The 26,132-nt window shown below is 68.6% G+C and carries 23 protein-coding genes; 9 read left to right on the forward strand and 14 right to left on the reverse strand.

Features of this window, described 5'->3' with window-relative positions:
• Positions 1 to 170: 170 nt before the first annotated feature.
• Positions 171 to 815: a glutathione transferase GstA gene (gstA, locus tag AC1DGC_RS12915; RefSeq protein ID WP_394162309.1), complete on the reverse strand. Its 645-nt coding sequence runs from the start codon at positions 813 to 815 to the stop codon at positions 171 to 173.
• A gap of 135 nt (positions 816 to 950) precedes the next feature.
• On the opposite strand from gstA, the gene AC1DGC_RS12920 reads away from it, so the two are divergent.
• Positions 951 to 1,283, forward strand: a complete 333-nt coding sequence (locus tag AC1DGC_RS12920; protein WP_478048016.1) for a winged helix-turn-helix transcriptional regulator — start codon at positions 951 to 953, stop codon at positions 1,281 to 1,283.
• Between the two features lie 158 nt (positions 1,284 to 1,441).
• On the opposite strand, the gene AC1DGC_RS12925 is transcribed toward AC1DGC_RS12920, so the two are convergent.
• The 3 genes from AC1DGC_RS12925 to AC1DGC_RS12935 all read right to left on the reverse strand — a co-directional run bounded on the left by AC1DGC_RS12925 (position 1,442) and on the right by AC1DGC_RS12935 (position 4,356).
• Positions 1,442 to 2,923, reverse strand: coding sequence for a hypothetical protein (locus AC1DGC_RS12925; RefSeq protein ID WP_478048017.1), 1,482 nt, complete (start codon positions 2,921 to 2,923; stop codon positions 1,442 to 1,444).
• A gap of 82 nt (positions 2,924 to 3,005) precedes the next feature.
• Entirely contained in the window at positions 3,006 to 3,395 is a 390-nt protein-coding gene (locus AC1DGC_RS12930; protein WP_478048018.1) for a hypothetical protein, read from the reverse strand.
• A gap of 34 nt (positions 3,396 to 3,429) precedes the next feature.
• Complete coding sequence (locus AC1DGC_RS12935) at positions 3,430 to 4,356, reverse strand: LysR family transcriptional regulator (protein WP_394162299.1); 927 nt, start codon at positions 4,354 to 4,356, stop codon at positions 3,430 to 3,432.
• A 129-nt stretch (positions 4,357 to 4,485) separates the two neighbouring features.
• Between AC1DGC_RS12935 and AC1DGC_RS12940 the strand changes: the two genes are divergently transcribed.
• A complete protein-coding gene (locus AC1DGC_RS12940; RefSeq protein WP_449334445.1) occupies positions 4,486 to 4,878 on the forward strand; it encodes a RidA family protein in 393 nt (130 codons plus the stop codon).
• A 210-nt stretch (positions 4,879 to 5,088) separates the two neighbouring features.
• On the forward strand, positions 5,089 to 7,266 hold the full coding sequence (locus AC1DGC_RS12945) for a translocation/assembly module TamB domain-containing protein (RefSeq protein ID WP_478048019.1): 2,178 nt from the start codon (positions 5,089 to 5,091) through the stop codon (positions 7,264 to 7,266).
• A gap of 24 nt (positions 7,267 to 7,290) precedes the next feature.
• Here AC1DGC_RS12945 and AC1DGC_RS12950 read toward each other — a convergent pair whose 3' ends face one another.
• Complete coding sequence (locus AC1DGC_RS12950) at positions 7,291 to 7,500, reverse strand: hypothetical protein (RefSeq protein WP_478048020.1); 210 nt, start codon at positions 7,498 to 7,500, stop codon at positions 7,291 to 7,293.
• A 99-nt stretch (positions 7,501 to 7,599) separates the two neighbouring features.
• Here AC1DGC_RS12950 and AC1DGC_RS12955 point away from each other — a divergent pair, with 99 nt between their 5' ends.
• Positions 7,600 to 8,496: a LysR substrate-binding domain-containing protein gene (locus AC1DGC_RS12955; protein WP_394162291.1), complete on the forward strand. Its 897-nt coding sequence runs from the start codon at positions 7,600 to 7,602 to the stop codon at positions 8,494 to 8,496.
• 16 nt (positions 8,497 to 8,512) lie between these two features.
• Here AC1DGC_RS12955 and AC1DGC_RS12960 read toward each other — a convergent pair whose 3' ends face one another.
• The 8 genes from AC1DGC_RS12960 to AC1DGC_RS12995 all read right to left on the reverse strand — a co-directional run bounded on the left by AC1DGC_RS12960 (position 8,513) and on the right by AC1DGC_RS12995 (position 17,580).
• Complete coding sequence (locus AC1DGC_RS12960; RefSeq protein ID WP_449334443.1) at positions 8,513 to 8,926, reverse strand: hypothetical protein; 414 nt, start codon at positions 8,924 to 8,926, stop codon at positions 8,513 to 8,515.
• A gap of 78 nt (positions 8,927 to 9,004) precedes the next feature.
• The gene (locus AC1DGC_RS12965; protein WP_394162287.1) at positions 9,005 to 9,433 is read right to left on the reverse strand and encodes a hypothetical protein; all 429 of its coding nucleotides are present in this window, start codon (positions 9,431 to 9,433) and stop codon (positions 9,005 to 9,007) included.
• A gap of 52 nt (positions 9,434 to 9,485) precedes the next feature.
• Positions 9,486 to 10,265 (reverse strand): YggS family pyridoxal phosphate-dependent enzyme, encoded by a 780-nt coding sequence (locus tag AC1DGC_RS12970; protein WP_478048021.1) that lies wholly within the window; start codon positions 10,263 to 10,265, stop codon positions 9,486 to 9,488.
• 64 nt (positions 10,266 to 10,329) lie between these two features.
• Positions 10,330 to 10,836 carry a hypothetical protein gene (locus AC1DGC_RS12975; RefSeq protein WP_478048022.1) on the reverse strand — a complete coding sequence of 169 codons (507 nt, stop codon included), beginning with the start codon at positions 10,834 to 10,836 and terminating at the stop codon, positions 10,330 to 10,332.
• Between the two features lie 180 nt (positions 10,837 to 11,016).
• The gene (locus tag AC1DGC_RS12980; protein ID WP_478048023.1) at positions 11,017 to 14,118 is read right to left on the reverse strand and encodes an error-prone DNA polymerase; all 3,102 of its coding nucleotides are present in this window, start codon (positions 14,116 to 14,118) and stop codon (positions 11,017 to 11,019) included.
• Positions 14,115 to 15,530, reverse strand: a complete 1,416-nt coding sequence (locus AC1DGC_RS12985; RefSeq protein WP_478048024.1) for a Y-family DNA polymerase — start codon at positions 15,528 to 15,530, stop codon at positions 14,115 to 14,117. Before AC1DGC_RS12985 ends, AC1DGC_RS12980 begins: the two co-directional genes overlap by 4 nt.
• 10 nt (positions 15,531 to 15,540) lie before the next feature.
• On the reverse strand, positions 15,541 to 16,158 hold the full coding sequence (imuA, locus tag AC1DGC_RS12990; RefSeq protein ID WP_394162277.1) for a translesion DNA synthesis-associated protein ImuA: 618 nt from the start codon (positions 16,156 to 16,158) through the stop codon (positions 15,541 to 15,543).
• A gap of 243 nt (positions 16,159 to 16,401) precedes the next feature.
• Positions 16,402 to 17,580 (reverse strand): MFS transporter, encoded by a 1,179-nt coding sequence (locus AC1DGC_RS12995; RefSeq protein WP_478048025.1) that lies wholly within the window; start codon positions 17,578 to 17,580, stop codon positions 16,402 to 16,404.
• Positions 17,581 to 17,656: 76 nt separating this feature from the next.
• Between AC1DGC_RS12995 and AC1DGC_RS13000 the strand changes: the two genes are divergently transcribed.
• Together AC1DGC_RS13000 and AC1DGC_RS13005 are read left to right on the forward strand one after the other, a co-directional pair.
• Positions 17,657 to 18,100 (forward strand): winged helix-turn-helix transcriptional regulator, encoded by a 444-nt coding sequence (locus tag AC1DGC_RS13000; protein ID WP_478048026.1) that lies wholly within the window; start codon positions 17,657 to 17,659, stop codon positions 18,098 to 18,100.
• Positions 18,101 to 18,369: 269 nt separating this feature from the next.
• Positions 18,370 to 21,192: a beta-glucosidase gene (locus tag AC1DGC_RS13005; RefSeq protein WP_478048027.1), complete on the forward strand. Its 2,823-nt coding sequence runs from the start codon at positions 18,370 to 18,372 to the stop codon at positions 21,190 to 21,192.
• Between the two features lie 111 nt (positions 21,193 to 21,303).
• On the opposite strand, the gene AC1DGC_RS13010 is transcribed toward AC1DGC_RS13005, so the two are convergent.
• The gene (locus AC1DGC_RS13010; RefSeq protein WP_449334435.1) at positions 21,304 to 22,200 is read right to left on the reverse strand and encodes a LysR family transcriptional regulator; all 897 of its coding nucleotides are present in this window, start codon (positions 22,198 to 22,200) and stop codon (positions 21,304 to 21,306) included.
• Between the two features lie 107 nt (positions 22,201 to 22,307).
• Between AC1DGC_RS13010 and AC1DGC_RS13015 the strand changes: the two genes are divergently transcribed.
• From AC1DGC_RS13015 to AC1DGC_RS13025, 3 genes are all read left to right on the forward strand, one after another.
• Positions 22,308 to 23,663, forward strand: coding sequence for an MFS transporter (locus AC1DGC_RS13015; RefSeq protein ID WP_394162267.1), 1,356 nt, complete (start codon positions 22,308 to 22,310; stop codon positions 23,661 to 23,663).
• 59 nt (positions 23,664 to 23,722) lie between these two features.
• Positions 23,723 to 24,073 carry a DUF4440 domain-containing protein gene (locus tag AC1DGC_RS13020; protein ID WP_478048028.1) on the forward strand — a complete coding sequence of 117 codons (351 nt, stop codon included), beginning with the start codon at positions 23,723 to 23,725 and terminating at the stop codon, positions 24,071 to 24,073.
• 94 nt (positions 24,074 to 24,167) lie between these two features.
• Positions 24,168 to 26,063, forward strand: coding sequence for a CocE/NonD family hydrolase (locus AC1DGC_RS13025; protein WP_478048029.1), 1,896 nt, complete (start codon positions 24,168 to 24,170; stop codon positions 26,061 to 26,063).
• Positions 26,064 to 26,132 lie beyond the last annotated feature (69 nt).

The following is a 26,132-nucleotide window of genomic DNA, read 5'->3' on the forward strand; positions in this document are numbered from 1 at the left end:
ATTGCCCGGAGAGAGCCCGCCATGCATGGCTACGCAAGACCAGCCGCCCCCGCGACTGGCAGATCCTCCCCCCAGGATCCAGCCCGGATGCGTCCGGGCCGGCGGCAGCGTAGCCGAGCGCCGCGCGCCGCACCAGAGGGGGGCCGTGGCGGTTGGCCGGCGGCTGCGGATCAGGTCACAGCCGGGCGCGTCAGTCCCTCGCGCTCCAGCGCAGCACGTACCGACGGGCGCGCCTGCACGCGTTGGTACCAGCGCTGCAGATTGGTCAGCGCGTCGAAGTGGATATCGGCCTTGTAGTAGGAGGTCAGCCACGTCGCCTGGCCCCAGCCGACCAGGGCGAACAGGTAGGCGTCGGCGATGCTGAAGGTGTCGCCGGTGAGGTACGCGCGTTCGGCCAGCTGCGCGTCGATCCAGGCGAAACGTTGCGCGAGCTTCGGGCGTGCGGTGTCTACGTATTTGCCGGCGGCGGTGGCGTACAGCAGCGGGATGAATCCCTTGTGGATCTCGGTGGCGAGGAAGCTCAGCCACTCCTGCAGGTGATAGCGCGCGAGCGTGCCGTTCGGCGGTGCCAGGGCGCTGGCCGGATGCTGGTCGGCAAGGAACTGCAGGATCGCCGCCCCTTCGCGGAGCACGCTGCCGTCGTCCAGTGCCAGCGCCGGCACGTAGCCCAGCGGATTGACCTGCAGGTAGTCCTCGCCGTCGACGGTGCGGTGGGTGCGGTGATCGACCTTGACCAGCGTGGCGGCGAGACCCAGTTCATTGATCACGATGTGCGGCGCGAGCGAGCAGGCGGCGGGCAGGTAATAGAGCTTCATTGCGGTGTCCAGGACGGGAGGGGCCTCCAGGTGAGGCGTCCTGGCGCATTCTAGGAGCGCGGTATAAAAACGGAAGAAGGCACTATCCTGTGGTGTAGGTACATAATGGTTACCTGCCACCTTCTGAACCCTTCGATGAAAGACAACGTCTCCGGCTGCTCGGTGGAAGAAGCGATGCGCCTGCTCGGCGGCCGCTGGCGGTTGCTGATTGCCTCTTACCTGCTGGATGGCCCGAGGCGGTTCAACGATCTGCGCCGCGAAATTCCCGCCATTTCCCAGCGCATGCTGACCCTGGACCTGCGGGCACTGGAGGAGGCCGGGCTGGTCAGTCGGACCGTGTTTCCGACGGTGCCGGTCAAGGTGGAGTACGAGCTGACCGACGATGGGCGGCGGCTGCAGCCCGTGGTGGAGGTCATGCAGGCATTCGGGCTGTGGGTGAAGGCGCGCGGCGCAGACACTCCGATGTAGCGTCCGTCTGGCCGTAAGCGCCGGATGCGTCGCTTCATCACCCGAAACCCGGGCACCCGGCACCTGCGCGATGTGCGGCGCTCTTCCGCGGGGGAATCGGTCAAGGTAGCCGGTGAGGGCATGCGCCGCACGTCGTGGCCTCACTGGCGAACGGCAAGCTAGAACCTGAGCCTGGAGAGAACTGGGAGACGTGGACTGAAATCCGTGGAAGCAACGATGAGTCCGTATGTCGTGATCGCCATCGACGGGACAGGACCTTCAGATACGGATCCGGCGGGCTGCCGAAGCCTGGCATCCAGTTGCCCCGCACGCCGTAGCCTGTGGAGATCCCACCACAACCCCTGCAGGGATTTCGCGGCCTCTCCGCCGAATGCGGAGAGAATGGGGGCCGTCCAAAGGCGGGTGAGAAGTGCGCTCCAGTCCACCTGTTCCCCCACTGCTTCTTGCTTGATCCAGAGCGCGAATTCCTTCCATGCAGTGTCCGCAGCGTCGACAGGATCACCCGTGCGCGCAGTGTCGTACTGAATCCTCCTTGCTTGCCGTCGCAGTGCATTACGGAGCCGTGAGCCAGGCCAGCCCTTTGTACGTGCGGCTGCAATCACCGGCATGATCCTGCTCAGCGCATCTATTGCCCACGTCAAGCGCGCCTGCAGTTTCACCTGCTGCACTGCCATGCCGAACCGTAGCTCGGGAAGGTCCGGGGTGCCACGCCATTCCACGGAGCCGGACCCGTGATCGTCGTCTGTGAGGGCGCCTGCTTCATAGCTCTGGTGCTGGTGCAGGGCGTGTTCGAAGTGCACCAGGTCGGCGAACTCGGTGACGACCATCGGGCCTGATTCACGTTCTGGCAGTGCTGCAGCCTGCGGATTGGGTGGGTCCAGATGGAGGACCTGAAGCAACGCGTTGCTGTCGAAATAGGTGGCCACGCACACACTGGAGCGGATCGGCTTGGTCGAGGGTGACGACTTATGGAGCGAATACAGCGAGAGGGTCGAGAATTTCATCGCCTGACCCAATCCCCTTTTCAATTCGCCACGATCCAGTTGCTCCAGCGTGCCCTTGGCTTCCACGGCCGACCATGCTTCGCAACTGCACTGCGCCATGTAGTCCGGATTCTGTATGCCTTTCATGGCGTTTCCGCCGCCTCCCAGGGTGACCGCTGGATGGGCGGTTATCTTGTAATGCCAGAATCGCCGCAGGTATCCGGCGTGGCAGGCATGGCTTCGGGTACGCCAGCGTCCGGTGGCGATGCGGCAGTAGATCGCACCCAAGGCGTAGGAAAGTGCCGATCTTTCCGTGGTTTCCAGCAACGAGGCGAACGCAGCGCGCTTCCAGGCGGCAGGTGTGCCCAAGGGGCTTGCGTTCTCCAGCAGGGTGAGATGAAACCGCAGGCGCTGGTACAGATGCCGATGAAGTGCCTGCCATTCCTTGCCGCTGCACTCGACGCGCTTGTCCCAGCTCACCCCGTAGCCACAGTCATGCGCTGCAGCCCACATCTCGACACTGTTTGGTGCAGGCAGCGTCTCTGCGGGTACAAGCGGCTGGAACTGCGTGGACAAGAACGGTCGCGCATCCAGCTTGAAATCGATGGATGCCTTGGAGCGGACATTGGGGACATGGAACGTGAGCAGGTTGGTCATCGCCGTATCATCCGTGATCGTCTGCCACGCAGGATATGCCGGACGCGGGCCGCGGCGCCAGCCATCTGGCAACGCCAGTGCGTTACCGCGTGTCGCTGTCGTCGGCGCGGAACTGGATCACCTTGTCGAGGGTGAAGCCCGGCAGCATCGCGCGCAGTTCGGCCAGCATGCGCTGCCGCGATTGTTCGGCGGCGTCGGCGGGAAGGCCGGCGGCGAGGGCACGCTGGAGGGTATCCAGGCCGGCCGCCTGCAACGCCGGGTCGCAATACGAGGCCGCCGCCGTGGCGATCTCGGTGGCGCTGGCACTGCTGCGGAAATGCCGCTGTGCGTAGCCGAAATGACAATCGAGCAGGGCGGTCAGCAGCGGATCCTGCGCCGGGGCGGCTGCGGGTGCGGTCGTCTGGGCGAGGGCGATGGCGGGGGCCAGCAGTGCGAGGGCGGTGACCAGGGCGGGGCGGGAACGGGCGTGCATGCAGGGCCTTTCTGGGGAATGGAACGTGGTTCGCTCAGCGCGGGCGCATCGATTCGACCGGCGTGTGCTCGGCGAGCAGCGCGCCCACCCAGTCGATGAACACCCGCAGCTTGACGCTGACGTGCCGGTTCGGTGGAAACGCAACATACAGCGGCATCGGCGCCACCCGCCAGTCGGCGAGGACGCGGGTCAGTTCGTCGCGGGCCACGTGCGCGGCGGCCATGTAGTCGGGTAGCCACAGTACGCCGAGCCCGGCCAGGCCGGCGGCGAGGTACGCATTGCCATCGTCCAGCGCCAGCCGGTGGCGGCCCTGCACGGTGATGCGGTCCTGGCCACGCTGCAGGGTGTACGGCAGCACCTGGCCGTTGCGCGAGCGCAGGTAGCCGACGACGCGGTGGTGGCTGTCGGCCAGCACTGCCGGGTGGTCGGGAATGCCGGCCTCGCGCAGGTAGCCGGGCGCGGCGTAGAGCCCGGCCTGGAGGTCGCCGATGCGACGCGCGACCAGCGACGGGTCGGTGACCTCGCCGCCGCGGATCACCGCGTCCACGTTTTCGCCGATCAGGTCGATGTTCCTGTCGCTTGCGCCCAGGTCGAGCTGGATGTCCGGATAGCGGGCGAGGAAGCCGGGCAGCGCCGGGACCAGCAGCAGCCGCGCCAGCGGTGCCGGCACGTCGATGCGCAGGCGCCCGCGCGGTTCGGCGGCGGCACCGGACAGGCTGGTGTCGGCATCGTCGAGGTCGGCCAGCAGGCGCACCACCCGCTCGTAGTAGGCCGCGCCGTCGGCGGTGACGTTGACCTGGCGGGTGGTGCGGTTGAGCAGTCGCACGCGCAGTCGCGCTTCCAGGTGCTGCACCAGCTGGGTGACGGTGGTCCTGCTCACCTGCAGGGTCTGGGCGGCCTTGGTGAAGCTGCCGGTCTCCACCACGCGGGCGAAGGCCTGCATCGCATCGAACCTGTCCATGGGGCGCCTTTCGAGGGGATTGTTTGGATTCTACAAACAGTGATGGCCGGTCTGGGGCGTTTATCCGGGCCGGTGCGGCCTCTACCGTAACCACATCACAACAACGGGCCGCCGGCCCGGGAGAAAACGATGGCAACCCGTGACGTAATCTTTCCGCCGGGGCGGCAGGCCCTGTATGAGCGCAACCGCTATTCGCCCGCCGTGCGCGCCAATGGCTTCCTGTTCGTGTCCGGCCAGGTCGGCAGCCGCGAGGACGGCTCGCCCGAACCGGTGCTGGAGGACCAGGTGCGGCGCGCCTTCGAGAACCTCAACGCGGTGCTGGGCGCGGCCGGCTGCAGCTTCGATGACGTGCTCGACGTGACCGTGTTCCTGGTCGATCCGGAGCGGATTTTCGAGCGGGTGTGGGCGATCGTGCCCGAGTACTGGGGCCAGGCGCCGTACCCGACCCTGACCGGAATCGGGGTGACCTGGCTGTACGGGTTCGACGTGGAGATCAAGGTGATCGCCAAGCTGCCGGACTGAGGGCGGTAGGGGCGCGCGCCGGCTTCAACCGTGAGGTGGTGTACTGGCGGTGGAGCCATGCCTGGCATGGCTGGCAACGGTCATGACGCCGCGGGGAAGGCCAGCCACGCATGGCGTGGCCCTACGCCGTTACGCGGCGGGCCTTCACGCGACTGCGTCGGCCGGATGGGGATAGTGCAGGGGTCATTCTGCTGCCGCGCGCCTATTTCCATGCCCCTGATTCCCGAGCGCGTCCGGCGCTGGCCCCGGCCATGGCGCGTCGCGTTGCTCTCGCTGCTGGCGCTGTATGCGCTGTACCTGGTCGCCGGCAACGTGTTTCTCAATACGCCGCTGTTCGACGCGGTCACCAACCGCAAGCCTGAAAAGTTCAGCATGCAGACCGGCCCGGCGCTGACCCTGCTGCCCGGGCAGGCGGTGGTGTGGAACATCCGCATGCGCGGCCAGGCCAACCGCACCGTGTACGTCTTCCGTGCCGACCGCGCCAGCGCCTGGATCGACCTGGTGGCGCTGTTCCGTCGCGAGGTGCGGATACCGCGCATCGATGCCACGGGCGTGGAAGCGGACATCCAGCGGGTGGACAAGGCGATCCCGCCTCCGCCGCGTGGCGATCGTGGCTGGACGCTGCGCTTTGATGCCATCCATAGCGACTCGATCCGTAGTGGTCGCTTCGGCACGCTGCTGATCGCCGGCCAGGGCCATGCCACGGTCGGGTTCCTCAAACAATTGAAGGGCGGCCCGTCGGAACTGTTCGATTCCCGAGCCGGCTTCGAGCAGGCCACGGTCAGCGTGGATGGGCTGAAAGTACTGGATGACGCGCACCTGGCCGCGCGCTTCCATTTCCCACGCCACTACCGTGATGAAGCACCGGGGCTGCGCAAGTTCGAGATCACCTACGCCCAGCTGCAGGTCGATGCACGCAGCCAGGCGCTGGAGATCGACACGGGCGGGCCGCACGTCAAAGTGGGCAGCGTGCCCTCCACGGCGCGGTTGAACGCCGACGTGGTGCTGGACAAGGGGGCGCTGCAACCGGGCAGCCGGGTGGTGTGGCGGGTGCCGGTGCATGCCGGTGTGGATGCCGATGACCGTGGGCTGCTGTCGCTGCAGTTGGACGTGGCCCAGGACATGCGCGTGCAGGCCCGGCTGCCGCGCGATCCGGAGACCGGCAGCGAGTTGCACGCCGACCTGCGCGTGACCGGAACGAAGATTCCGTTCCGGGCGCCGGCCGAGCTGCTGCCGCGGTTGTCCGGGCAGGTGCAGGGCGCGTGGAAGTTCGAGTCGTTGAACTGGATCGCCGATCTGTTCGTGCGCAAGCCCTGGTTCCACCTCGACGGTGGCGGGTTGCTCGAAGGCGACCTGAAGATCGCCGACGGCCAGCTCGCGCCGGGCAGCACGCTGGATATCCCGCAGGTAGCCGCGGTGGCGGAGGTGGCGGGCGTCCGCCTGCGCGGCGATGCCAACGCGCATGGCCGCATCGTGGCCGGCGCACCGGCGCAGGCACAGCTGGACGTGAAGATTCCGCAGTTCCGTGCCGCGCCCACGGCCGCGCCGAAATCGTTGCTGTTTGACGGTCGCGACATGGCCCTGACCCTGCGGGGCGATGCGCGGCTGCAGCAGTTGCGCGATGGCATGCGCGCGCAGCTGCGCTTCAACGATGCGCGGGTCCCCGACCTGACCGCCTACAACCGCTACCTGGGGGGCGACAACGTGCGTCTGCTCGGGGGCACCGGGCTGCTCAGCGGCGATGTCGAGATGGATTCGGCCGGCCGCGTCGGCACCGGTCGCGCCGACCTGCGCGGGCGGGGGGCACGGCTGCAGGTGGCCGGCTTGGCGATGCGCGGCGACGCCCAATTGAAGGCGCGGGTGCGGCGGGCCGACTTCGAGGCAAAACAATTCGACCTGGGCGGCACCACCGTGGAGCTGCGCAACATCCGCGTCGGCGATGCCGCCGGGGCCGACAACTGGTGGGGCACCGTGGCGTTGCGCCAGGGCCATATCGATGCGGCAGCACCGTTCCAGGTCACCGCGCAGGCCGACCTGCGCCTGCGCGATGCCGGGCCGCTGCTGGGCGTGTTCGCCGAGCGCAGCAGCTACCCGCGCTGGGTACTGGGCCTGCTGGACTCGGGTGAGGTGCAGGCCAGCGGCCAGCTGCGCTGGCGCAGTGGCGAACTGTGGGTGGACGACCTGCAGGCCGAGAACGAACGGCTGTCGCTGCGCGCGCGGCTCGACCTCGCCCGCGCGCAGCGGCGAGGCAACCTGTACGTGCGCTGGGGCGTGCTGGGGGCGGGGATCGAGATGGATGGCCAGCAGCGCAAGTGGCACCTGGCCGGCGCGCGCGAATGGTACGAGCAGCAGCCGCGCGTGTTGCCGGCCAGCGGGCCGGCGCCGTAGGCGCAGCCCGCCGCGCTGCCGGGCTCAGGCACTGCGGCAAGGCAGCCCGCCTGCAGGCGCAGCAGGCTGTTCACCCGGCTGCGCGGGGCATGTCCCGGGCGCTGGGATTCGCTGGGCCAGGTCGGCCGGCGCATCGCCGCTGATAGCAGCCTCGGCCGTGCCCGCCAGACGCCGTGCCAGGTCGACATTGGTGATGTGGCCCTGCAGGAACAGCAGGTCGCCGAAGATAGTCATGTGCGCGCCTCCACTTGAGTGGAGTTGACGATAGGTGCAGGATGCGGAACGAAAAAGCGACATATCCGCAACCTTGCCTTGAATGGGATTCAAGTCGCCATGTCCCGCATTCCCCTCCAGGCCCTGCAGCATTTCGTCATCGCCGCACGCCTGGGCAACCTCACCCGGGCGGCGGAAACGCTCAACCTGACCGTCAGCGCGCTCAGCCACCAGATGCGGCAACTGGAGCAGCGACTGGGTTACCCGGTATTGCTGCGCCAGCCACGCGGGGTGGCGGTGACGGCCGAAGGCCAGCGGCTGCTCGAGCAGATCGGGCCGCACCTGGATGCGATCGGGCTGGCGGTGCAACCGTTCGCCGCGCGGCATGACCGGGTGCTGACGGTCAGCGCCCTGCCATCGATGGCGTCGAACTGGCTGGTGCCACGGCTGGGCTCGTTCGTGGCCGCGCACCCGGAGATCGAACTGAGCCTGGAGTCGAGCGAGCGCCTCACCGACTTCGAACGCCACCTTCAGATCGATGCGGCCTTGCGCGTAGGCGCGGGGCAGTGGTCGGGCCTGCAGGCCGAGCCACTGTTCGACGAATGGCTGGTGCCGATGGCCAGCCCATCGCTGGTCGAGCGCATGGGCGGGGTGGCAGGGCGGCCGCTGTCGCAATGGCCGCTGCTGGGTGACCCGGATGGCGAGTGGCAGCGCTGGTTCGCGCTGGCCGGCGACACCCCGCCGGCGCGCTACGTGGCCCTGCTCAACGATTCAGAAGCACACCACCGTGCCGCGCTGGATGGTTTCGGGGTGGCGTTGGGACGGGTGACCCGCGCCCGGCTGCTGCTGGACTCCGGGCAGTTGATCGCGCTGTCCCCGCACCGGCTGAAGACGCGCTGGTCGCACTGGTTGGTGTATCCGCCACGCTCTGCATCACACCAGGGGTTCCTGGCGTTTCGTGCATGGTTGCATGCACAGGCGCGGGAGCACGACCTGCACATGCAGCAACGGGGGTGAGGCGACGGTGCCCGGCTCAGAACGCGGTGGGCATGACCGAGATTTCGCCATTGGCGCTCAGTGCCAGGCGGTATTTCAGCGGCTTGCCGAGCTCGGCGATGATCTCGGTTTCGCGTCGCGCACGTTCGGCTCCCAACCGGCACAGCGCCTTGCCTTCCGGATTCGGGCCGGTGCCGAGGATGTGGCGGCCCGGTGCGATGTGGAAGGTGACCTTCTCGGCGTTGTCGATGGTCGACACCTTGCGACCATCCAGATACACCGCCGTCATGCAGCCGCTCCCCATGGCGCCGGCATCACGCGCGACGATGAGTTCCACGCGATCTTCCGCAGCCTGCATGAGCTCGGGGGCGAAGATGCGGTCGGCGGGTGTCGAACGCGCGGTACGGGTGTTGATCGGTTTGGTCGCGCATGCGCACACCGCCACGGTCATGCCGATAACAAGGAAAATAGACTTCATTGCGCCCCCTGGGGTAAGTGATATGCCACGCCTGATAGTAGCGCTGGCTGCTCAGCGCTTGTCCAGTGGCGTGTAGGCGTCATCGCGGGCGTCCGTCCCATGCGATGCAGGCAGGGCCGGGCAGGGCAGGCGCGATTCCAGTTCACGGATCCGGGCCTGTGCCTTCGCATTGCCGTCGACCAGTTGGCGGTATGACCGGAACAGCAGGGCCACGCCGACAATGCTGATGGCGGTGGCCGGCGTGGCCAGCGCGGCGCAGGCCAATGCGAACGGGGTGCCTTGAAACCAGGGGTGGGTCATGAAGTACGGCAGGCTGGCGAGGGCGCCGTAGGCCATCCCGATCACCGAGGAGATGATGAGCACCAGCAGGCTGGGATGGCGGTGATGGCGATAGGCCGCCACCTGCAGGCCCAGAACCGCCAGCGCGCCCAGTTCGGCGTAAATGGTCAGGTACTTTGCGATCACGACATAACCGTCCATCTGCTGTCTTCTTTCCAACGCGGTGGCGAGGGCACGTGGCGGGGGGCAGTCACTACTGCTGCAGCGCGGGATCCGGCGTCGGCCAGTAGTGGCTGTCCGGGGTGGCGCGTGCACCGAAGATCGCCTGGCCGATGCGGACCACGGTGGCGCCTTCCTCGATGGCGATCTCGAAATCGCCGGACATGCCCATCGACAGTTCGTCCAGGGCGATGCCGGCGGGAAGAGTCGGGCGGAGCCGATCGCGGAGGTCGCGCAGGCGTACGAAGCACGGGCGCACCTGGTCCGGATCCGGCGAAAACAGCGCCAGGGTCATCAGCCCGCGCACACGCAACCGGGTGAAGGCGGGCAACTGGTGCAGGAAATCGGCGACCTCGATCGGATCCAGCCCGTATTTGCTCGCCTCGCCGGAGGTGTTGACCTGCACGAAGACATCCAGCGTGCGTTGCTCCAGGGTCAGCCGCCGGTCCAGGGCCTCGGCCACGCGCAGGCTGTCCAGTGCCTGGAACTCGCTGGCAAAGCGTGCCACGTCGCGCGCCTTGTTGGTCTGCAGGTGGCCAATCACCGACCAGCGGATGCCCAGGTCGGCCATCGCGTCTGCCTTGGCCTGCGCTTCCTGCACTTTGTTCTCGCCCAGTTCGTAGCAGCCTGCCTGCCAGGCCAGCCGCAGCCGTGCTTCGTCCACGGTCTTGCTTACCGGCAGCAGGCGCACGCTGGATGGCGCGCGGCCCGCGCGGGCGCAGGCGTCGGCGATGCGTGCACGTACGGCGACGAGGTTGTCGGCGATCTCCGCGGCGGTGGTGGCCTGCGGCCAATCAGGGCGTGGGTTGGACATCGCGTACTCCGGGAAACTCGGCCGGTATGGTGGCATATCCGCGCGGCCCGATGGCACGCGCACCTCAGGGCGCGCTGGGCGCGCTGGGCCGGACGTAGTGCGACTGGCCGTTGTCGCCCACGAAGATCAACTCCGGCTTGCCCTGCCAGGACGTGAGCATGGCACCGGTGCTGTTCTGGTGCTTGATCACCAGGGTGGCGCCGCGATCGGGATTGGCGGTGACCTTGAAGACTTCGGTGGTGCCGCTGGCATCGTCGAGGGTGAGCATGGCTTCATCGCCGACGTCGGCCGTGCCGTAGCCGCCGCGTTCGGAGCCATCGGCGCCGAGCAGGATCAGGCCGGACAGCGGCGAAGCACGCGGGCCCTGCGACAGCCCTTTGCTCAACGGATCGGGGACCGGCGCGCCGAGGATCACGCGGGCCTGGCCGCTGCCGTCCTGGATGACCAGGCCACGCGCGGTGATCACCCGGTCCTCGGCCTGGCTCTGGTGCAGGCGCAGGGCGGTCCAGCCGGAGACGACCAAGGCGAGGCTGGAGACGATCAGCGTGGTGAGGGTGAGTGCGCGGGACACGAGCGGCTCCAGATCCTTGGAAGGCAGCGACAATAGCGGAAGGGGCAATTGCGACGCCAGTCGGGAAACTCTGTATTTACATCTATCGTGAAGTAGATCACGCGTTGAGGGCCGTCGCGCGGGTCGTGCAGCGCGCTGCACAGCGCAGTGCGCGAGGGCATGTGGTAAGGCGCGCTGCCGTCAGTGGAAGTCGCGGCTGCGCGTACGCACGCCGTCGATCAGCGCATCGATGTTGTGCATCTGGCGCACGATCAGGTGCTGCACGCCGTCCACGCGTTCGAGCCGGCCATCGATCTGCATCATCCGCGCTTCGACCAGCACGCGATGCTGGCGGTCGGCGATCTTGCGCCAGACCACGGCGTTGACCATGCCGCATTCGTCTTCCAGGGTGAGGAAGGTGACCCCGCTGGCGGTCTGCGGGCGCTGGCGCATGCGCACCAGCCCGGCGAAACGCACGCTGCGCCCGTGCGGCAGCGCGGCCAGCTCGTCCGAGCGCTGGCAGCGCCGCTGGCGCAGCTGCGGGCGGATGAAGGACACCATGTGCCGGCCCAGCGTGGTGCCGGTGCTGTTGTAGTCGGCCTGCATGTCCTCGAAGGCGCTGGGCAGCGGCAGCGGCACGCTGGCTTCGACGGTGGCGCGCGCGGTGTCGAACAGCGGCAGCGGTTTTTCCACGCCGGACACTTCCCAGCGCGCGCGATGGCGATGCCCGCTCAGCCCCTTCAATGCACCGGCATCGGCAAGCAGGCCCTGGTGACGGCGATCCAGCCGCGCGCGTTGGCTGAGATCGGCCACGCTCTCGAACGGCAGCCGTGCGCGTGCCTGCACCAGCGCGATGGCGACGTCTTCGCTGAAGCCGTCGATCAGGCGCAGGCCCAGGCGGATGCCGAACGGGCGGCCCGGCGTGGTGGGCGGCAGCAGCGTGCAGTCCCAGTCGCTGTGGCGCACATCCACTGGCAGCACCGGCACGCCGTGGCGGCGCGCGTCCTGCAGGATCTGGTCTGGCGTGTAAAAGCCCAGCGGCTGGCTGTTGATCAGGCTGGCGGCGAATGCGGACGGGTGGTGGCACTTGAGCCAGCAGCTGACATAGGTGATCAGCGCGAAGCTGGCCGCGTGGCTTTCCGGGAAACCGTAACTGCCGAAGCCCTTGATCTGCTCGAACAGGCGCTCGCCGTATTCGCGGCTGTAGTTGTTGGCGGCCATGCCAGCGAGTAGCTTGGCGCGGTGCGGCTCCAAGCCACCGTGGCGTTTCCACGCCGCCATCGAGCGGCGCAGCGCATCGGCCTCGCCGGCAGTGAAGCCGGCGGCGGCCACCGCCAGCTGCATTACCTGTTCCTGGAACAGCGGTACACCGAGGGTGCGCTTGAAGACCTTCTCCAGCGCGGGCGGGTAGTCGATTTCCTCGATGCCTTCTTCCTTGAGCTTCTTGCGGCGGTTCAGGTACGGATGGACCATGTCGCCCTGGATCGGGCCGGGGCGCACGATCGCCACCTCGATGACCAGGTCGTAGAAGCAGCGCGGCTGCATGCGCGGCAGCATGGCCATCTGCGCGCGCGACTCGATCTGGAACACGCCCAGGGTGTCGGCGCGGCAGATCATGTCGTAGGTGGGCTCATCGCCGGAGGGGATATCGGCCATGCCCATCTTCGGCGCGCCATGCGCGTGCAGCATGGCCAGGCACTTGCGCACCGCGGTGAGCATGCCCAGCGCCAGGCAGTCGACCTTCATCAGCCCGGTGGCGTCCAGGTCGTCCTTGTCCCACTGGATCACGGTGCGGTCGGCCATGGCCGCGTTCTCCACCGGCACCAGCGTGGACAGGGGGTGTTCGGAAATCACGAAACCGCCCGGGTGCTGGGACAGGTGGCGCGGGAAATCGACCAGCTCGCTGGTCAGCGCCACCACCCGCCGCATCAGCGGCGTGTCCGGGTCGAAGCCGCGCTCGCGCAGTGCCTCGGGCAGCGGCTCGTGGCTGCTCCAACGGTCCAGGCAGGCGGCCAGTTCGTTGACCTGGTCCGGTGGCAGGCCGAGCGCGCGGGCCACGTCGCGCACCGCGCTGCGGCCGCGGTAGCTGATGGCCACGGCAGTGAGTGCGGCGCGCTCGCGGCCGTAGCGGTTGAACACGTACTGCAGCACTTCCTCGCGGCGCTCGTGTTCGAAATCGATGTCGATGTCCGGTGGTTCGTCGCGCTCTTCGGAGATGAAGCGCTCGAACAGCAGCTCCATCTCGCTGGGGTCGATCTCGGTCACGCCCAGCACGTAGCACACCGACGAATTGGCGGCCGAGCCGCGGCCCTGGCAGAGGATCTGCTGGCTGCGCGCGAAGCGCACGATGTCGTGCACGGTCAGGAAGTAGGACTCGTACTGCTTGGTGTGGATCAGGTCGAGTTCGTGTTCGATCTGCCTGCGTTGTTTGGGCGTGGCACCGCTTTTCCAGCGCCATTGCATGCCTTCCTCGACCAGCGTGCGCAGCCAGCTGGCCGGGTCGTGCCCGGCCGGGATCAGTTCGCGCGGGTAGGTGTACTGCAGTTGCTTGAGATCGAACTGGCAGCGGTCGGCGATGCGCAGGGTCTCGGCCAGCAAGGCCGGCGGGTACAGCGCGGCCAGCGCCTGGCGGGTGCGCAGGTGGCGTTCGCCGTTGGGAAACAGGCGCCAGCCGGCATCGGCGATGGTGCAATGGTGGCGTATCGCGGTGAGGGTGTCCTGCAGGGCGCGGCGGCGGCGCACATGCATGTGGACATCGCCACTGGCTACCAGCGGGATGGCATGTGCCGTGCCGAAGCGTTGCAACGCGTCCAGGCGTTGCGCATCGTCGGCCTCGCGGTGCAGTTCCACCGCCAGCCACAGCCGCCCGGCGAAACGCGCCTGCAGCCAGGCCGCATCTTCCGCGCCGGGGGTGCGGTCCAGCCACAGGCACAGCAGGCTGGCCGGCAGGGCATCGAAGTCCTCGCGCAGGCAGCGGTATTCGCCCTTGGGCGCGCGTCGGCGGCAGGTGGTGATCAACTGGCACAGGCTGGCATAGGCGGCCAGGTCGGTGCACAGCAGGACCAGCCTGGGGCCGTCGTCCAGCTGGAATTCGGCGCCGGTGATCAGGGCCAGGTCGTGCTTCTTCGCCGCCTGCCAGGCGCGCACGATGCCGGCCAGCGAGCATTCGTCGGTGATCGCCAGTGCGCGGTAGCCCTGGCCCTTGGCACGCGCGAACAGTTCCTCGGCGATCGATGCGCCGCGCTGGAAGCTGAAGGCCGACAGGCAGTGCAGTTCGGCGTAGCCGGGCAGGGCGGCGCTCATGCGAACCAGCCGTGCAGCATCCACGGCCCCCCGCGCCCATCGGCGCTGGTATAGGCCCAGCCACGTTGGCCCTGTGCGGTCTGCACGACGTAATAGTCGCGGCGGATATCGCCTTCGTCCCACCACCCCGATTCGATCCGTTCGGGGCCGGACAGGATGCGCAGGTGCGGATCGAGCAGCGGCTGTGGGCGCGGCAGCAGCCAGCCCGGCCGGAGCGGCAGCGGCGGCGGTGGGCCCTTGGGCGCGCCGTGCGCATCGCCGCTGGCCCGTTCCGGGCGGTGCTCGGCACGCAGTCCCAGGCCCTGCACGGCCTCATCGCCCAGCCGCGCGCGCAGGCGTTCGCGCACCTGCTCCCACGGCATCGCCTGCTGTGGGCGTGGGTCGAACAGGTCGCGCGCGGCGGGGACGAACGGCGGCAGGTGCTCGGCCTGCAGGCGCAGACCACGGCTGCAGGCCGGCAGCTGCAGGTGGTCCACGCGGTTGCGGGCCAGCTCGAACAGCATCGCCGCATCGCGCTCGGGGGCGAGCAGGCCGATGCTCAGGCAGGTGTCCGGGTGCTGGTCGTGTTCGAACCACAGATCGAAACGCTGCACGCCGCCATCGCGCGAGCACAGGAACGCCGCCAGATCGCCGGTCAGGCGGCGCAGCGGGAACAGCAGGGCCTGGGTAGACTCGATTTCGTAATCGAACTCGATGCGCGCATCGAAGCGGTCCGGTGGCTGGAAATAGCGCAACGGCGGCGTGCTGATCCCGCGCAGCGCATCCAGGTGGGCAAGCACCTGCGGCGGGAAGCGCCGGGCCAGGCTCTCGCGCGGCAACTGGAAGGCCGCGCCCAGCGTGCGCAGGCCCGAGCGCGCCAATACCGTGACCGCCTCGGCCGGCAGGCCGCTGTGCTCGATCGGCAACTGCGCCAGGGTGGCCTCGAGCTGGCCGGCCTCCACCCCCAGCCGTGCATGTACGCGGGTCAATACCCAGGCCGCATGCGGATTTGGCGCGGCGACCAGGCGATGGCGGAAGCCGAGGTCCTTCAAGCCATCGCACAGGCGTTTCTCGATCGCCGGCCAGTCGCCGAACAAGGCGCGGCTGGCACCGATCTCCAGCGCCAGCGCGTGCGGAAAGGCCAGGCTGACCTGCGAACTGATGCCGTACAGCCAGCTGGCCAGCAGCTGACGGGTGGCCTGCTCGGCGCGCGCGTCATGTTCGACGGTGAGCATGTCGCGGGTGAGCACCTGCGCCGCCGAGAGCAGCATGCCGCGACGCAACCCCAACCGACGGGCCGACGGGCTCACCGCATGCAGCACGCGGCGCTGCGCCGGGCCGCTGAGCAGCACCAGCGGCACCGATGGATCGGGCTGCTGGCGCAGCGCCGCATCCAGCGCCAACTGTGGCAACAACAGGCAGGCCCAGTGCACGGCGGGCCGCTCAATGCGCCAGCGACAGCGGCAAGGGCTGCGCAGGGGCCATGCCGCCGCGGCACTTGAGCACGCGCACCTGGCCGTTTTGCAGTTGCAGGCGCAGCGGCGCCGGCGAACTGTTGCGGGCCTGGCGCAGGTCGCGGAAGGCAAAGCCCAGGCACTGGCCGGTTTCGGCGGCCACCTGCAGCCGGCGCAGGGCACGGTCGTCGGCCTGCTGCGGCCAGCACAGCACGGCCGCACAGGCGGCGGAGCGCAGGCATTGCTCGGCCGCCCACAGCGCATCGCGCGGACTGGCCTGCACCACCTGGACCTGGCCCAGCGCCACCCCGGCGCCGGCCCAGCCAGGCGCATGCGGCAGGTAGGGCGGGGCGATCAGGACCACGGTCTGTTGCTGCTGGCTCAACCGCGCCAGGGTGGGCCAGACCAAGGCCAGCTCGCCTTGCCCGGGGGCGGCCAGCAGTACTTCGGACAGGGCCGACGGCGGCCAGCCGCCGCCCGGCAGGCGCGCGTCCAGTGCCGGGTGCCCGGTGGGGTGCAGGGCAGTGGCCGGCAGCACCGTGCGCGGGCTGCCGCGCCAGACCTGGCGGGTTTCCAGCAGCTGGTCCAGGGCCACCACCGCGCCCATCAGCGCACCTCCCGACGGGGCTGGCACAGGCGGAAGCGGGCGGGAAACCGGGGCATGGCGGCGAGTATCGGCAGGGCGCGTGTCAGGGGCTGAGACCGACAATCCTACCCGCAATTAGTAAAAATGCTAACGCATTCGATAGCCGTGTTTTGAACCCGGTCGGGGTGATGAATGCTTCATCTGCCACCTCCGGTGGCGCCACGCCTGCATGGCTGACAGAAGCCATCGCCCGGAACGCAGACGTTACCGGGCAGGATCCGGGCGGCGCATCGACAGCCAGAGACCCAGCGCGGCAGCCGATACCCCGGCGCCCACGCCGCACACGCCATGCCAACCGTGCGCGGCATACACCGCGCTGCCCAGCACCGCCCCCAACCCGCTGCCGGCGGCATAGAACAGCATGTAGGCGGCGATCACCTGTGCCTGCGCGTGCGGCGCGGCGGCCAGGATCAGGCTCTGGTTGGTGACGTGCAGGGCCTGCACGGCCAGATCGAGCAGCAGCACGCCCAGCACCAGCCAGCCCAGGTGCAGCGACAGCCCCGCCAGCGGCGCCCAGCTCAGCAGCAACAGCAGCAACGCCGCGCCGGTCACGCGTTCGGCATGGCCGTGGTCACTCCAGTGCCCGCTGCGTGAGGCGGCCAGCGCGCCGAGCAGACCGACCAGCGCGAACGCGCCGATCGCGGTGTGGCTGAGCGCCTGGGGTGGGGCGCTCAGGGGCAGCGCCATGCTGCTCCAGAACAGCCCGAATGCAACGAACATCAACATGCCGAGCACGCCGCGCCGGCGCAGCACCGGGTGCTGGCGCAGCAGCGCGGGCAGGGACAGCCGCGGCGTTGCGGCCGGTATCGGCAAGCGTGGCAGGCGCACCCACAGCAGCACGCCGCTGATCACCATCAGCGCGGCCGACAGCAGGTAGACCGCGCGCCAGCCGGCCAGGTCGGCAACGCCACCGGCCACCACCCGCGCCAGCAGCAACCCGATCACCACCCCGGCCTGGGCGGCACCGACCACGCGGCCGCGCTCGTGCGCATCGGCGGCGGCGGCCGCATAGGCGATCAGGCCCTGGGTCATCGCGGTGCCGAGCAGGCCCAGCGCGAGCATGCCCAGCAACAGCGCCAGCGCGTTGCCGGCGCAGGCGACGCCGAACAGGGCCAGCACCAGCGCCGCGTTCTGCACCGCCATCAGGCGGCGCCGGTCGCGGCGGTCGCCCAGCGGCACCAGCCAGAGCAGGGCCAGCACCGAGCCGAGCTGGGTGGCGGCGATCACCGCGCCGACCCGCGCGGTGCCGATGTGCAGGTCGGCGGCCAGCGCATCCAGCAGCGGTTGGGCGTAGTAGACGTTGGCCACGCTGAGGCCGGCGGCGCAGGCGAACAACAGCAGCAGGGGCGTGGCGGTGCGGGGCAGGGAGGCGGCGTGCGACATACGGTGGTCTCAAAATAGAACCAGTTGATTCTGGCGCACATGGTTCTAAAATGAAACCACTTCTGGAGGGCCCGCCATGCATGACGATCCGAACCTGAGCTGCCCGGTGGCGCGTGCGTTGGACGTGGTGGGCGACCGCTGGTCGTTGCTGATCGTGCGCGACGCCTTTGACGGCGTGTGCCGTTTCAGCGATTTCCAACGCAGCCTGGGCATGTCGCGCAGCATGCTCAGCCAGCGCCTGCAGGCCCTGCAGGATTCCGGCGTGCTGGCGCAGCAGGCGGCCGCCGATGGCAGCCGCTATCACGACTATGTACTGACGGCGCAGGGCCGGGCGCTGTTCCCGCTGGTGGTGGCGCTGCGGCAATGGGGCGAGGGCTTCCTGTTCGCCGAAGGTGAACCGCGTTCGCAGCTGCTGACGATCGCCGATGGCCGGGGACTGGCCCCGCTGCTGCCGCGCGACGCCGATGGGCAGGTGCTGGAGGCGGCGGCCACCCAGGTGGTGAAGCCCACCGCAGGGTAATCGGCGGCGGCCGCATACGCCTGCGAATCTGAACGCGCTGTTGACAGGCATGAACAGGGTGGACGACTCTTCACCGGATGGGTGCCGCCTGCGGCGCCCACCGGACAGCATGGCTGTATCGACGGGCGGAGGGGCCTGGTCGTAGCCGTGCCGGCCCGCTGGTACCCGATACCGGCCTGCAAAGGTCGGGATCCGCCATCTTGGCGCTGCACCCTTCTGCGGCACGACTCCCTGGATTTTTTGCGCAAGCAAAGGTGTTTCGCCCGCTCATGAAAACGATTTCAAAGCCACTGGCCCTGACGGCCGCCATCACGCTCTCGCTCACCGCTTCGGCCTGGGCGTCCTCGCCCAAGGTTGCCGACAGCGGCGATGCCTTCACCGTGCTCCGCCTGGACCAGGCGCCCGCGCACCTGGATATCCAGCAGGTGGCCGACCAGCTGCAGGCACTCAACGTGGATGCGTTGACCGTCGGCAACGTGCACCGCCCCGCCGATACCGCCGACACCAGCCACGTGCCGGATCCGCTCGAGGCGCTGGCCGACCAGCTGGGCTACACCTATCGTTTCATCAGCGCCGATCCGGCCTCGGCCGAACGTCGCGGCAGCATCGTGATCGCGCGCCTGCCGGTGGAAGGGACCTCGGGCGTCGAAGCACCGGGCCTGGATTACCTGCGTTTGAACGACGGCCGCCACGTGGTGGCGCTGTACACCCGCAGCGCCGAGGACAGCAGCGGCCTGAAGGCACTGGTCGACGCCTCGCGCGTGGGCGCCCCGGCCGTGCTGCTCGGGGCCGATGCGGCCAGCGCCCAGGCCGCCGGCTTCCAGGCCAGTGGCGATGCCACCTATTCCCAGGGGTTCCAGTCCTCCTCCAGCACCGCGGTCAAGCTGCGCATGGATGCCGGCAAGACCGCGCTCAAGGGCACCCTGGTGACCCTCGGTTACGCCGCCCCGGTCGGTGGCGATACGCCGTGGATGGATACCGCGCTCAACGCCGATGCACGCGCCCGCCTGATCGTGGCGAAGATGACCGACGATGAGAAATTCCAGATGCTGCACAGCTACTTCGGGCTGGGCAAGGATGGCGGGCCGTTGCCGGAAGGCGCGGTCGGTTCGGCCGGTTTCGTGCCAGGCGTGGCGCGCCTGGGCATCCCGTCGCAGCAGTCGGCCGATGCCGGCGTGGGCGTGACCAACCCGGGCGGCATCCGCAAGGGCGACCACGCCACGGCGATGCCGTCGGGCCCGTCCACCGCCTCGAGCTGGAACCCGGAAGTGGCCTTCGCCGGTGGCGCCACCATGGGCCGCGAGGCCTGGCAGCAGCGCTTCAACATCCTGCTGGCCGGCAGCGTCAACCTGCAGCGCGACCCGCGCAATGGCCGCAACTTCGAATACGCCGGCGAAGATCCCCTGCTGGCCGGTCGCCTGGTGGGCGAGTCGATCCGTGGCGTGCAGAGCCAGCACGTCATTTCGACGATGAAGCACTTCGCGCTCAACGACATGGAAACCTCGCGCAATTTCCACAGTGCCGAGATCGGCGAGCAGGCCATGCGTGAATCGGACCTGCTGGCCTTCGAGATCGCGCTGGACATCGGCAAGCCCGGCTCGGTGATGTGCTCCTACAACCGCATCAACGGCACCTACGGCTGCGAACACGATTACCTGATGAACCAGGTGCTCAAGCAGGAATGGAAGTTCCCCGGTTTCGTGATGTCCGATTGGGGCGGCGTGCACAGCGGTTCCAAGGCGGCGCTGGCCGGCCTGGACCAGCAGTCGGCCGGCGAGGTGTTCGACAAGGCGGTGTTCTTCGATGAACCGCTGCGCCTGGCCGTCAACGGTGGCGTGGTGCCGCGCGCGCGCCTGGATGACATGGTCCGCCGGATCCTGCGCGCGATGTTCGCCAACGGCAATTTCGACCTGCCGCCGCAGCACCAGCCGATCGACGATGCTGCCGGCTTCGCCGCCGCTCAGCGCACCGTGGAAGAGGGCAGCGTGCTGCTGCGCAATGCCAACGACGTGCTGCCGCTGGGTGCAGAGGTCAAGCGCATCGTGGTCATCGGCGGGCATGCCGACAAGGGCGTGATCGGTGGCGGTGGTTCGTCGATGGTGGGCTGGACCGCCAAGGGCACCAACGCGGTGCCGGGCGTGCTGCCGACCACCTGGCCGGGCCCGGTGATCTTCCACCCGTCCTCGCCGCTGGAGGCGCTGCGCGCCGAGCGTCCCGATGCGCGCATCGACTACGTGGATGGTCGTGATGTCGCCGCTGCGGCGCGCGCGGCGGCCGCGGCCGATGTGGCCATCGTGTTCGCCACGCAGTGGTCGGCCGAGTCGGTCGACCTGCCGCACATGAAGCTGCCCGACAACCAGGACGCGCTGATCGCCGGGGTGGCCAAGGCCAATCCGAAGACGGTGGTGGTGCTGGAAACCAACGGCCCGGTCGAGCTGCCGTGGCTGCAGCAGGTACCGGCGGTGCTGCAGGCGTGGTACCCGGGCATCCGCGGTGGCGAAGGCATCGCCGCGCTGCTGACCGGCAAGGTCAATCCGTCCGGTCGCCTGCCGGTGACCTGGCCGGTGGATGCCAGCCAGCTGCCGCGCCCGGAAGTGAACGGCCTGGGCTTCAATCCCAAGCACAAGCCGGACGACACCATCGACTACACCATCGAAGGCGCCAACGTCGGCTACAAGTGGTTCGCCGCCAAGGGCCTGGCCCCGCAGTTCGCGTTCGGCCACGGCCTGTCGTACACGCAGTTCAGCTACGACAACCTCAGCGCGGTGTCGCAGGGCCAGCGCCTGGTCGCCACGGTGGACATCCGCAATACCGGCAAGGTGGCCGGCGCGGACGTGGCGCAGCTGTACCTGAAGCTGCCCGATGGCAGCGCCACGCCGTTCCGCCTGGTGGGCTTCCAGAAGGTGATGCTGCAGCCGGGCGAATCGCGCCGGATCCGCATCGAGGCCGAGCCGAAGACGCTGGCCAGCTTCGACACTGCCGACAAGCAGTGGAAGATCGCCGAGGGCCGTTACGAACTGCAGCTCTCGCGCGCGGCCGGCGAGCCGCTGCAGAGCACGCCGATCGTGCTGAGCGGCGGCGTGGTGCGCTGAGCAGGACGGGTACCGGCCCATGGTCGGTACCCATGGGGCGGACGACCCACGGTCGGTACCGGTCCTGGAGTACCGGGCAGGGCACGACCACGGGTCGTGCCCGCTGTTGATTCAGCCCGGAAGCTGCTGGCGCAGGTGCGCCAGCAGCAGTTGCACCCGGCGCGAGGGATGGGCGGTGTTGGGAAACACCGCGTAGACGCCCTGGCGCGGGAAGCGATGCCCACGCAGGATCGGCAGCAGCCGGCCGGCGGCGAGGTCATCGGCGATCAACCACTGTGGCAATACCGTCGCCCCGGCCCCGGCCAGTGCGAAGGCGCGCAGCGTGGACGCATTGTCCACGGTGACCACCGCATCGGCGGGGTTGCTGGCAAACAGCTGGTCGCTGCCGTCGGGCGCGACCAGGGGCAGGTCGGCCAGGCGCGGATAACCCAGCCGTGGCAGCGTGCGGATCCAGTCCGGCTCGTCGCGGGCGGCCTCGTCGGGCAATGCAGACAACAGGGACGGCGCGGCCACCGCGCACAAGGCATGCTCATCGAGCAGGGTGGCGCGCAGCTCCGAGTCGGCCATGCGCCCCAACCGGATCGCCAGATCGAAGCGCTCGGGAATCAGGTTGGCATGTGCCGGCGAGGTCGACAGATGCAGGCGCAACTGCGGGTGCTGGGCGCGGAATGTTTCCAGCAGCGGCACCAGCCGGGCGCTGGCATATTCGGGCGTGGTGGTCAGGCGCAGCGTGCCGCGCAGCTGCAACTGCTCGCTGCGCGCTTCCTCGATGGCCTGCGCGGCGGTGGCCAGCATGGCCACGCAATGCTGGTGGAAACGCTCGCCGGCCTCGGTGAGCGCAAGGCTGCGGGTGTTGCGCACCAGCAGGGTGACACCCAGTTCCTGTTCCAGCCGCTTCAGGTTGAAGCTCACCACTGCCTTGCTCTGGCCCAGCCGCTGCGCGGCGGCGGTGAGGCTGCCGGCGTCGACCACCGCCTTGAACGTCTCGAAGCGGTCCAGGCTGACCATTGCCCCGCCTTTGAATGTCAAAAATGATTTGACAGTCTTGCATTGAATGTTCGGTTTATCCAGCGCGTGCCGGCGCGCATGCTGCGTCCTCACCAACGGAGCGCGCCATGACTTACCGGGCCAAGGTGGAGGGGCTGTACCTGCTCGGGTTCTCGCTGGACCTGGTCAACATGTTCATCGGCAACGTCGCCTATCCGGCGCTCGCGGCCGAGCTGCACGCCTCGGTGCCGCAGTTGGCATGGATCGGCAACGCCTACATGCTCGGGCTGACGCTGGTGATTCCCCTGGGCGGCTGGTTGGCCGCGCGGCTGGGCGAGCGGGCGCTGCTGTGCCTGTCGCTGGGTGTGTTCGCGCTGGCGGCGATCCTGGCCGGCAGTGCGCCGAGCATCGAGGCGCTGATCGGCTGGCGCTTCCTCCAGGGGTTGGGCGGCGGGCTGTTGATACCGGTCGGGCAGGCGCTGGCCTATCGGCATTGCCCGCCGACCGAGCGCGGCCGGCTGACCGCACGGATCATGGCGGTAGCGCTGCTGGTGCCGGCGTTGTCGCCTGCACTGGGCGGGTGGCTGGTCGGGCTGGGATCGTGGCGCTGGGTGCTGTGGGCCAGCGTTCCGCTGGCGGTGCTGGCGCTGGTGCTGGCGGCGCTGTGGATTCGGTCCGAACCGCCCTTGGCATTGCCGCGCCTGGACCGGCGCGGGCTGGTGCTGGGCTCGCTGGGCCTGAGCCTGCTGCTGGTGGCCCTGAGCCTGATCGCCGAGGCGCCGCAACGTGCGCTGGGCGTTGCGATGCTGGCCGCGGCCGCAGGCATTCTGATCGTCTATGCACGCACGGCCAGGCACACCGCAGAGCCGGTGCTGCAGTGGACGCTGCTGCGGCATCCCTCGTTGCGGCTGGCGATGCTGATCTACCTGTTGGTGCCCGGCACCTTCATCGGCACCCAGCTGGTGGCCACCCTGCTGCTCAGCCGGCTCGGTTACAACCCGGCCAGCATCGGCGGCTTCATGCTGCCATGGGCGCTGGCCTCGGCCTGTGCCATCGCCACCACCCGCAGCGCGTTGCCGCGGATCGGACCGCGCGTGCTGCTCAGCGCGGGCATGGCCTGCCAGGCCATCGGCATCGCGCTGCTGCTGGCGGTGCAGCCGTCGCAACCGCTGCTGGCGGTGCTGGCGTTCGTGCTGATGGGGCTGGGCGGCAGCCTGTGCAGCAGCACCGCGCAGACGCTGGCGTTCCAGGGCCTGGCGCATGAAGAACTGATGCCGGGCAGCGCGCTGTGGAATCTCAATCGCCAGCTCAGTTTCTGCCTGGCCGCCGCATTGCTGGCGTGCGTGCTGGGTGCATTGACCGCCGTGCTGCCCGGACACGCGTTTGCCCTCACGCTGCTGCTGGCCAGCGGCATGACCCTGCTGCCCCTGCCGCTGCTGTGGCGGATACCGGCAGCGTCCCTTTCCCTGCGAGCCACACCATGACCCCTGCAACGCATGCTCTCTCCCACGCCGCCTTCGACGAGGTGCGCCTGCTGCACGTGATGATCGAAGACTGGTTCAACGCGCGCGTGCCGGCCCGTGATCTGGAACGATTGCTGGCGCGCTTCAGCGATGACTTCAGCATGGTCGGCATCGGCGGGATGCGCCTGGACAAGCCGGCATTGGCGCGCTTCTTCGCCAGCGCGCATGGCGGACGGCCAGGCCTTCGCATCGAGGTGGCCGAGCTGGCGGCGATCGCGTTGCCGGGCGACGCCTGTGCGGTGCGCTACCGGGAAGACCAGACCGACGCCGCGGGGCTATCGACGCGGCGCGAGGCATTGGCGGTGCTGGTCATCGGCCCCGGGGGTGAACTGCACTGGACGGCTTTGCAGGAAACGTCGGTTGGCGGCTGAATGCGCCTAACGGCGACCTTTGGCACCTACCCGGGCGGCGCGCCCGGCGCTAGGCTGCCAAGGTTCGTCGTCACCACCTGCCGGGAGAGAGCCCATGCGTGTCCGTGTCGTGCCTGTCGTGTTGTTGAGTCTCATGGTTGCCGCCAGTGTGTCGGCGCAGACCTCGCCGATGACCCCGGACATCCCGGCCAAGGGCTTCGTGACGCCCACGGCCAACGACAACTACGACAAGCGCGTGGTGATGGTGCCGATGCGCGACGGCACCAGGCTCTACACGGTGATCGTGGTGCCCAAGGGCGCCAGGAACGCCCCGATCCTGCTGACCCGCACGCCCTACGACGCGGCCAACCGCGCCAAGCGCATCGACTCACCCAACATGCGCGACATCCTGCCGCAGGGTGATGAGGTGTTTGTCGACGGCGGCTACATCCGGGTGTTCCAGGACATCCGCGGCAAATACGGCTCCGAGGGCGATTACGTGATGACCCGGCCGCTGCGCGGCCCGCTCAACGGCACCAAGGTGGACCATGCCACCGACGCCTGGGACACCATCGACTGGCTGGTCAAGCACGTGCCGGAGAGCAACGGCAAGGTGGGCATGCTGGGCTCATCGTATGAAGGCTTCACCGTGGTGATGGCGCTGACCAACCCGCACCCGGCGTTGAAGGTGGCCGCGCCGCAGAGCCCGATGATCGACGGCTGGATGGGCGACGACTGGCTCAACTACGGTGCGTTCCGCCAGGTCAACTTCGGCTATTTCACCGGGCAACTCGCCAAACGCGGCAAGGGTCCGTCGATTCCCAGCGTGGGCTACGACGACTACACCACCTTCCTGCGTGCCGGGTCGGCCGGGGACTACGCCAAGGCCAACGGGCTGGACCAGTTGCCGTGGTGGCACAAACTGGTGGAACACCCGGCGTACGACGCGTTCTGGCAGGAACAGGCGCTGGATGCGCAGATGGCCAAGACGCCGCTGAAGGTACCGACCATGTGGCTGCAGGGCCTGTGGGACCAGGAAGACATGTGGGGCGCGGTGCACAGCTATGCGGCGATGGAACCACGCGACAGCAGCAACACGCTCAATTACCTGGTGATGGGCCCATGGCGGCACAGCCAGGTGAACTACGACGGCAGCAACCTGGGCGCGCTGAAGTTCGAGGGCGATACCGCGCTGCAGTTCCGGCGCGACGTGCTCAAGCCGTTCTTCGACCAATACCTGGTGGATGGCGCGGCCAAGGCCGATACGCCGCCGGTGCTGATCTACAACACCGGTGAAAACCACTGGGACACGCTGCAGCAGTGGCCGCGCACCGCCGCACAGAGCAAGCCGCTGTACCTGCGCGCCGGCGGCAAGCTGTCGTTCGAGGCACCGCAGCCAGGCGAGGCCACCTACGAGGCGTACGTGGCCGACCCGGCCAAGCCGGTACCGTTCGTGCCGCGGCCGGTGCGCTTCGCCGATCGTGACATGTGGACCAGTTGGCTGGTCAAGGACCAGCGTTTCGTGGATGGGCGCACGGACGTGCTGACCTTCGTGAGCGAACCACTGACCGAGCCGCTGCGCATCGGTGGCGCGCCGCAGGTGAACCTGCAGGCCTCCACCACCGGTACCGATGCCGACTGGGTGGTGAAGCTGATCGACGTGTATCCCGACCAGACGCCGTCCACGCCGGAGATGGGCGGCTACGAACTGGCGGTGTCGATGGCGATCTTCCGGGGGCGCTATCGGGAGAGCTTCAGCGATCCGAAGGCGATTGCGAGCAACCAGGTGCTGGATTACCGATTCGGCCTGCCGACGGCCAACCATGTGTTCCAGCCGGGCCATCGGGTGATGGTGCAGGTGCAGTCCAGCCTGTTCCCGCTGTACGACCGCAATCCGCAGACCTTCGTGCCGAACATCTACCTGGCCAAGCCGGGCGATTACCAGAAGGCGACGCAGCAGGTGTGGCACGCACCGCAGCAGGCGAGTTTCATTTCGCTGCCGGTGTATTGAGTGCGCAGAGCCGACCGACGGTTGGCTTTGCGGGTATAGGCGCAGCCGACCAACGGTCGGCTCTACGGG

This window comes from Stenotrophomonas sp. 05N37 (assembly GCF_056397365.1).

Bases quoted from the DNA above. Each gene is read 5' to 3' on its own strand.
- gstA (WP_394162309.1), bottom strand. From the start codon at position 815: ATGAAGCTCTATTACCTGCCCGCCGCCTGCTCGCTCGCGCCGCACATC.
- AC1DGC_RS12920 (WP_478048016.1), top strand. From the start codon at position 951: ATGAAAGACAACGTCTCCGGCTGCTCGGTGGAAGAAGCGATGCGCCTG.
- AC1DGC_RS12925 (WP_478048017.1), bottom strand. From the start codon at position 2,923: ATGACCAACCTGCTCACGTTCCATGTCCCCAATGTCCGCTCCAAGGCA.
- AC1DGC_RS12930 (WP_478048018.1), bottom strand. From the start codon at position 3,395: ATGCACGCCCGTTCCCGCCCCGCCCTGGTCACCGCCCTCGCACTGCTG.
- AC1DGC_RS12935 (WP_394162299.1), bottom strand. From the start codon at position 4,356: ATGGACAGGTTCGATGCGATGCAGGCCTTCGCCCGCGTGGTGGAGACC.
- AC1DGC_RS12940 (WP_449334445.1), top strand. From the start codon at position 4,486: ATGGCAACCCGTGACGTAATCTTTCCGCCGGGGCGGCAGGCCCTGTAT.
- AC1DGC_RS12945 (WP_478048019.1), top strand. From the start codon at position 5,089: ATGCCCCTGATTCCCGAGCGCGTCCGGCGCTGGCCCCGGCCATGGCGC.
- AC1DGC_RS12950 (WP_478048020.1), bottom strand. From the start codon at position 7,500: ATGACTATCTTCGGCGACCTGCTGTTCCTGCAGGGCCACATCACCAAT.
- AC1DGC_RS12955 (WP_394162291.1), top strand. From the start codon at position 7,600: ATGTCCCGCATTCCCCTCCAGGCCCTGCAGCATTTCGTCATCGCCGCA.
- AC1DGC_RS12960 (WP_449334443.1), bottom strand. From the start codon at position 8,926: ATGACCGTGGCGGTGTGCGCATGCGCGACCAAACCGATCAACACCCGT.
- AC1DGC_RS12965 (WP_394162287.1), bottom strand. From the start codon at position 9,433: ATGGACGGTTATGTCGTGATCGCAAAGTACCTGACCATTTACGCCGAA.
- AC1DGC_RS12970 (WP_478048021.1), bottom strand. From the start codon at position 10,265: ATGTCCAACCCACGCCCTGATTGGCCGCAGGCCACCACCGCCGCGGAG.
- AC1DGC_RS12980 (WP_478048023.1), bottom strand. From the start codon at position 14,118: ATGAGCGCCGCCCTGCCCGGCTACGCCGAACTGCACTGCCTGTCGGCC.
- imuA (WP_394162277.1), bottom strand. From the start codon at position 16,158: ATGGGCGCGGTGGTGGCCCTGGACCAGCTGCTGGAAACCCGCCAGGTC.
- AC1DGC_RS12995 (WP_478048025.1), bottom strand. From the start codon at position 17,580: ATGTCGCACGCCGCCTCCCTGCCCCGCACCGCCACGCCCCTGCTGCTG.
- AC1DGC_RS13000 (WP_478048026.1), top strand. From the start codon at position 17,657: ATGCATGACGATCCGAACCTGAGCTGCCCGGTGGCGCGTGCGTTGGAC.
- AC1DGC_RS13005 (WP_478048027.1), top strand. From the start codon at position 18,370: ATGAAAACGATTTCAAAGCCACTGGCCCTGACGGCCGCCATCACGCTC.
- AC1DGC_RS13010 (WP_449334435.1), bottom strand. From the start codon at position 22,200: ATGGTCAGCCTGGACCGCTTCGAGACGTTCAAGGCGGTGGTCGACGCC.
- AC1DGC_RS13015 (WP_394162267.1), top strand. From the start codon at position 22,308: ATGACTTACCGGGCCAAGGTGGAGGGGCTGTACCTGCTCGGGTTCTCG.
- AC1DGC_RS13020 (WP_478048028.1), top strand. From the start codon at position 23,723: ATGATCGAAGACTGGTTCAACGCGCGCGTGCCGGCCCGTGATCTGGAA.
- AC1DGC_RS13025 (WP_478048029.1), top strand. From the start codon at position 24,168: ATGCGTGTCCGTGTCGTGCCTGTCGTGTTGTTGAGTCTCATGGTTGCC.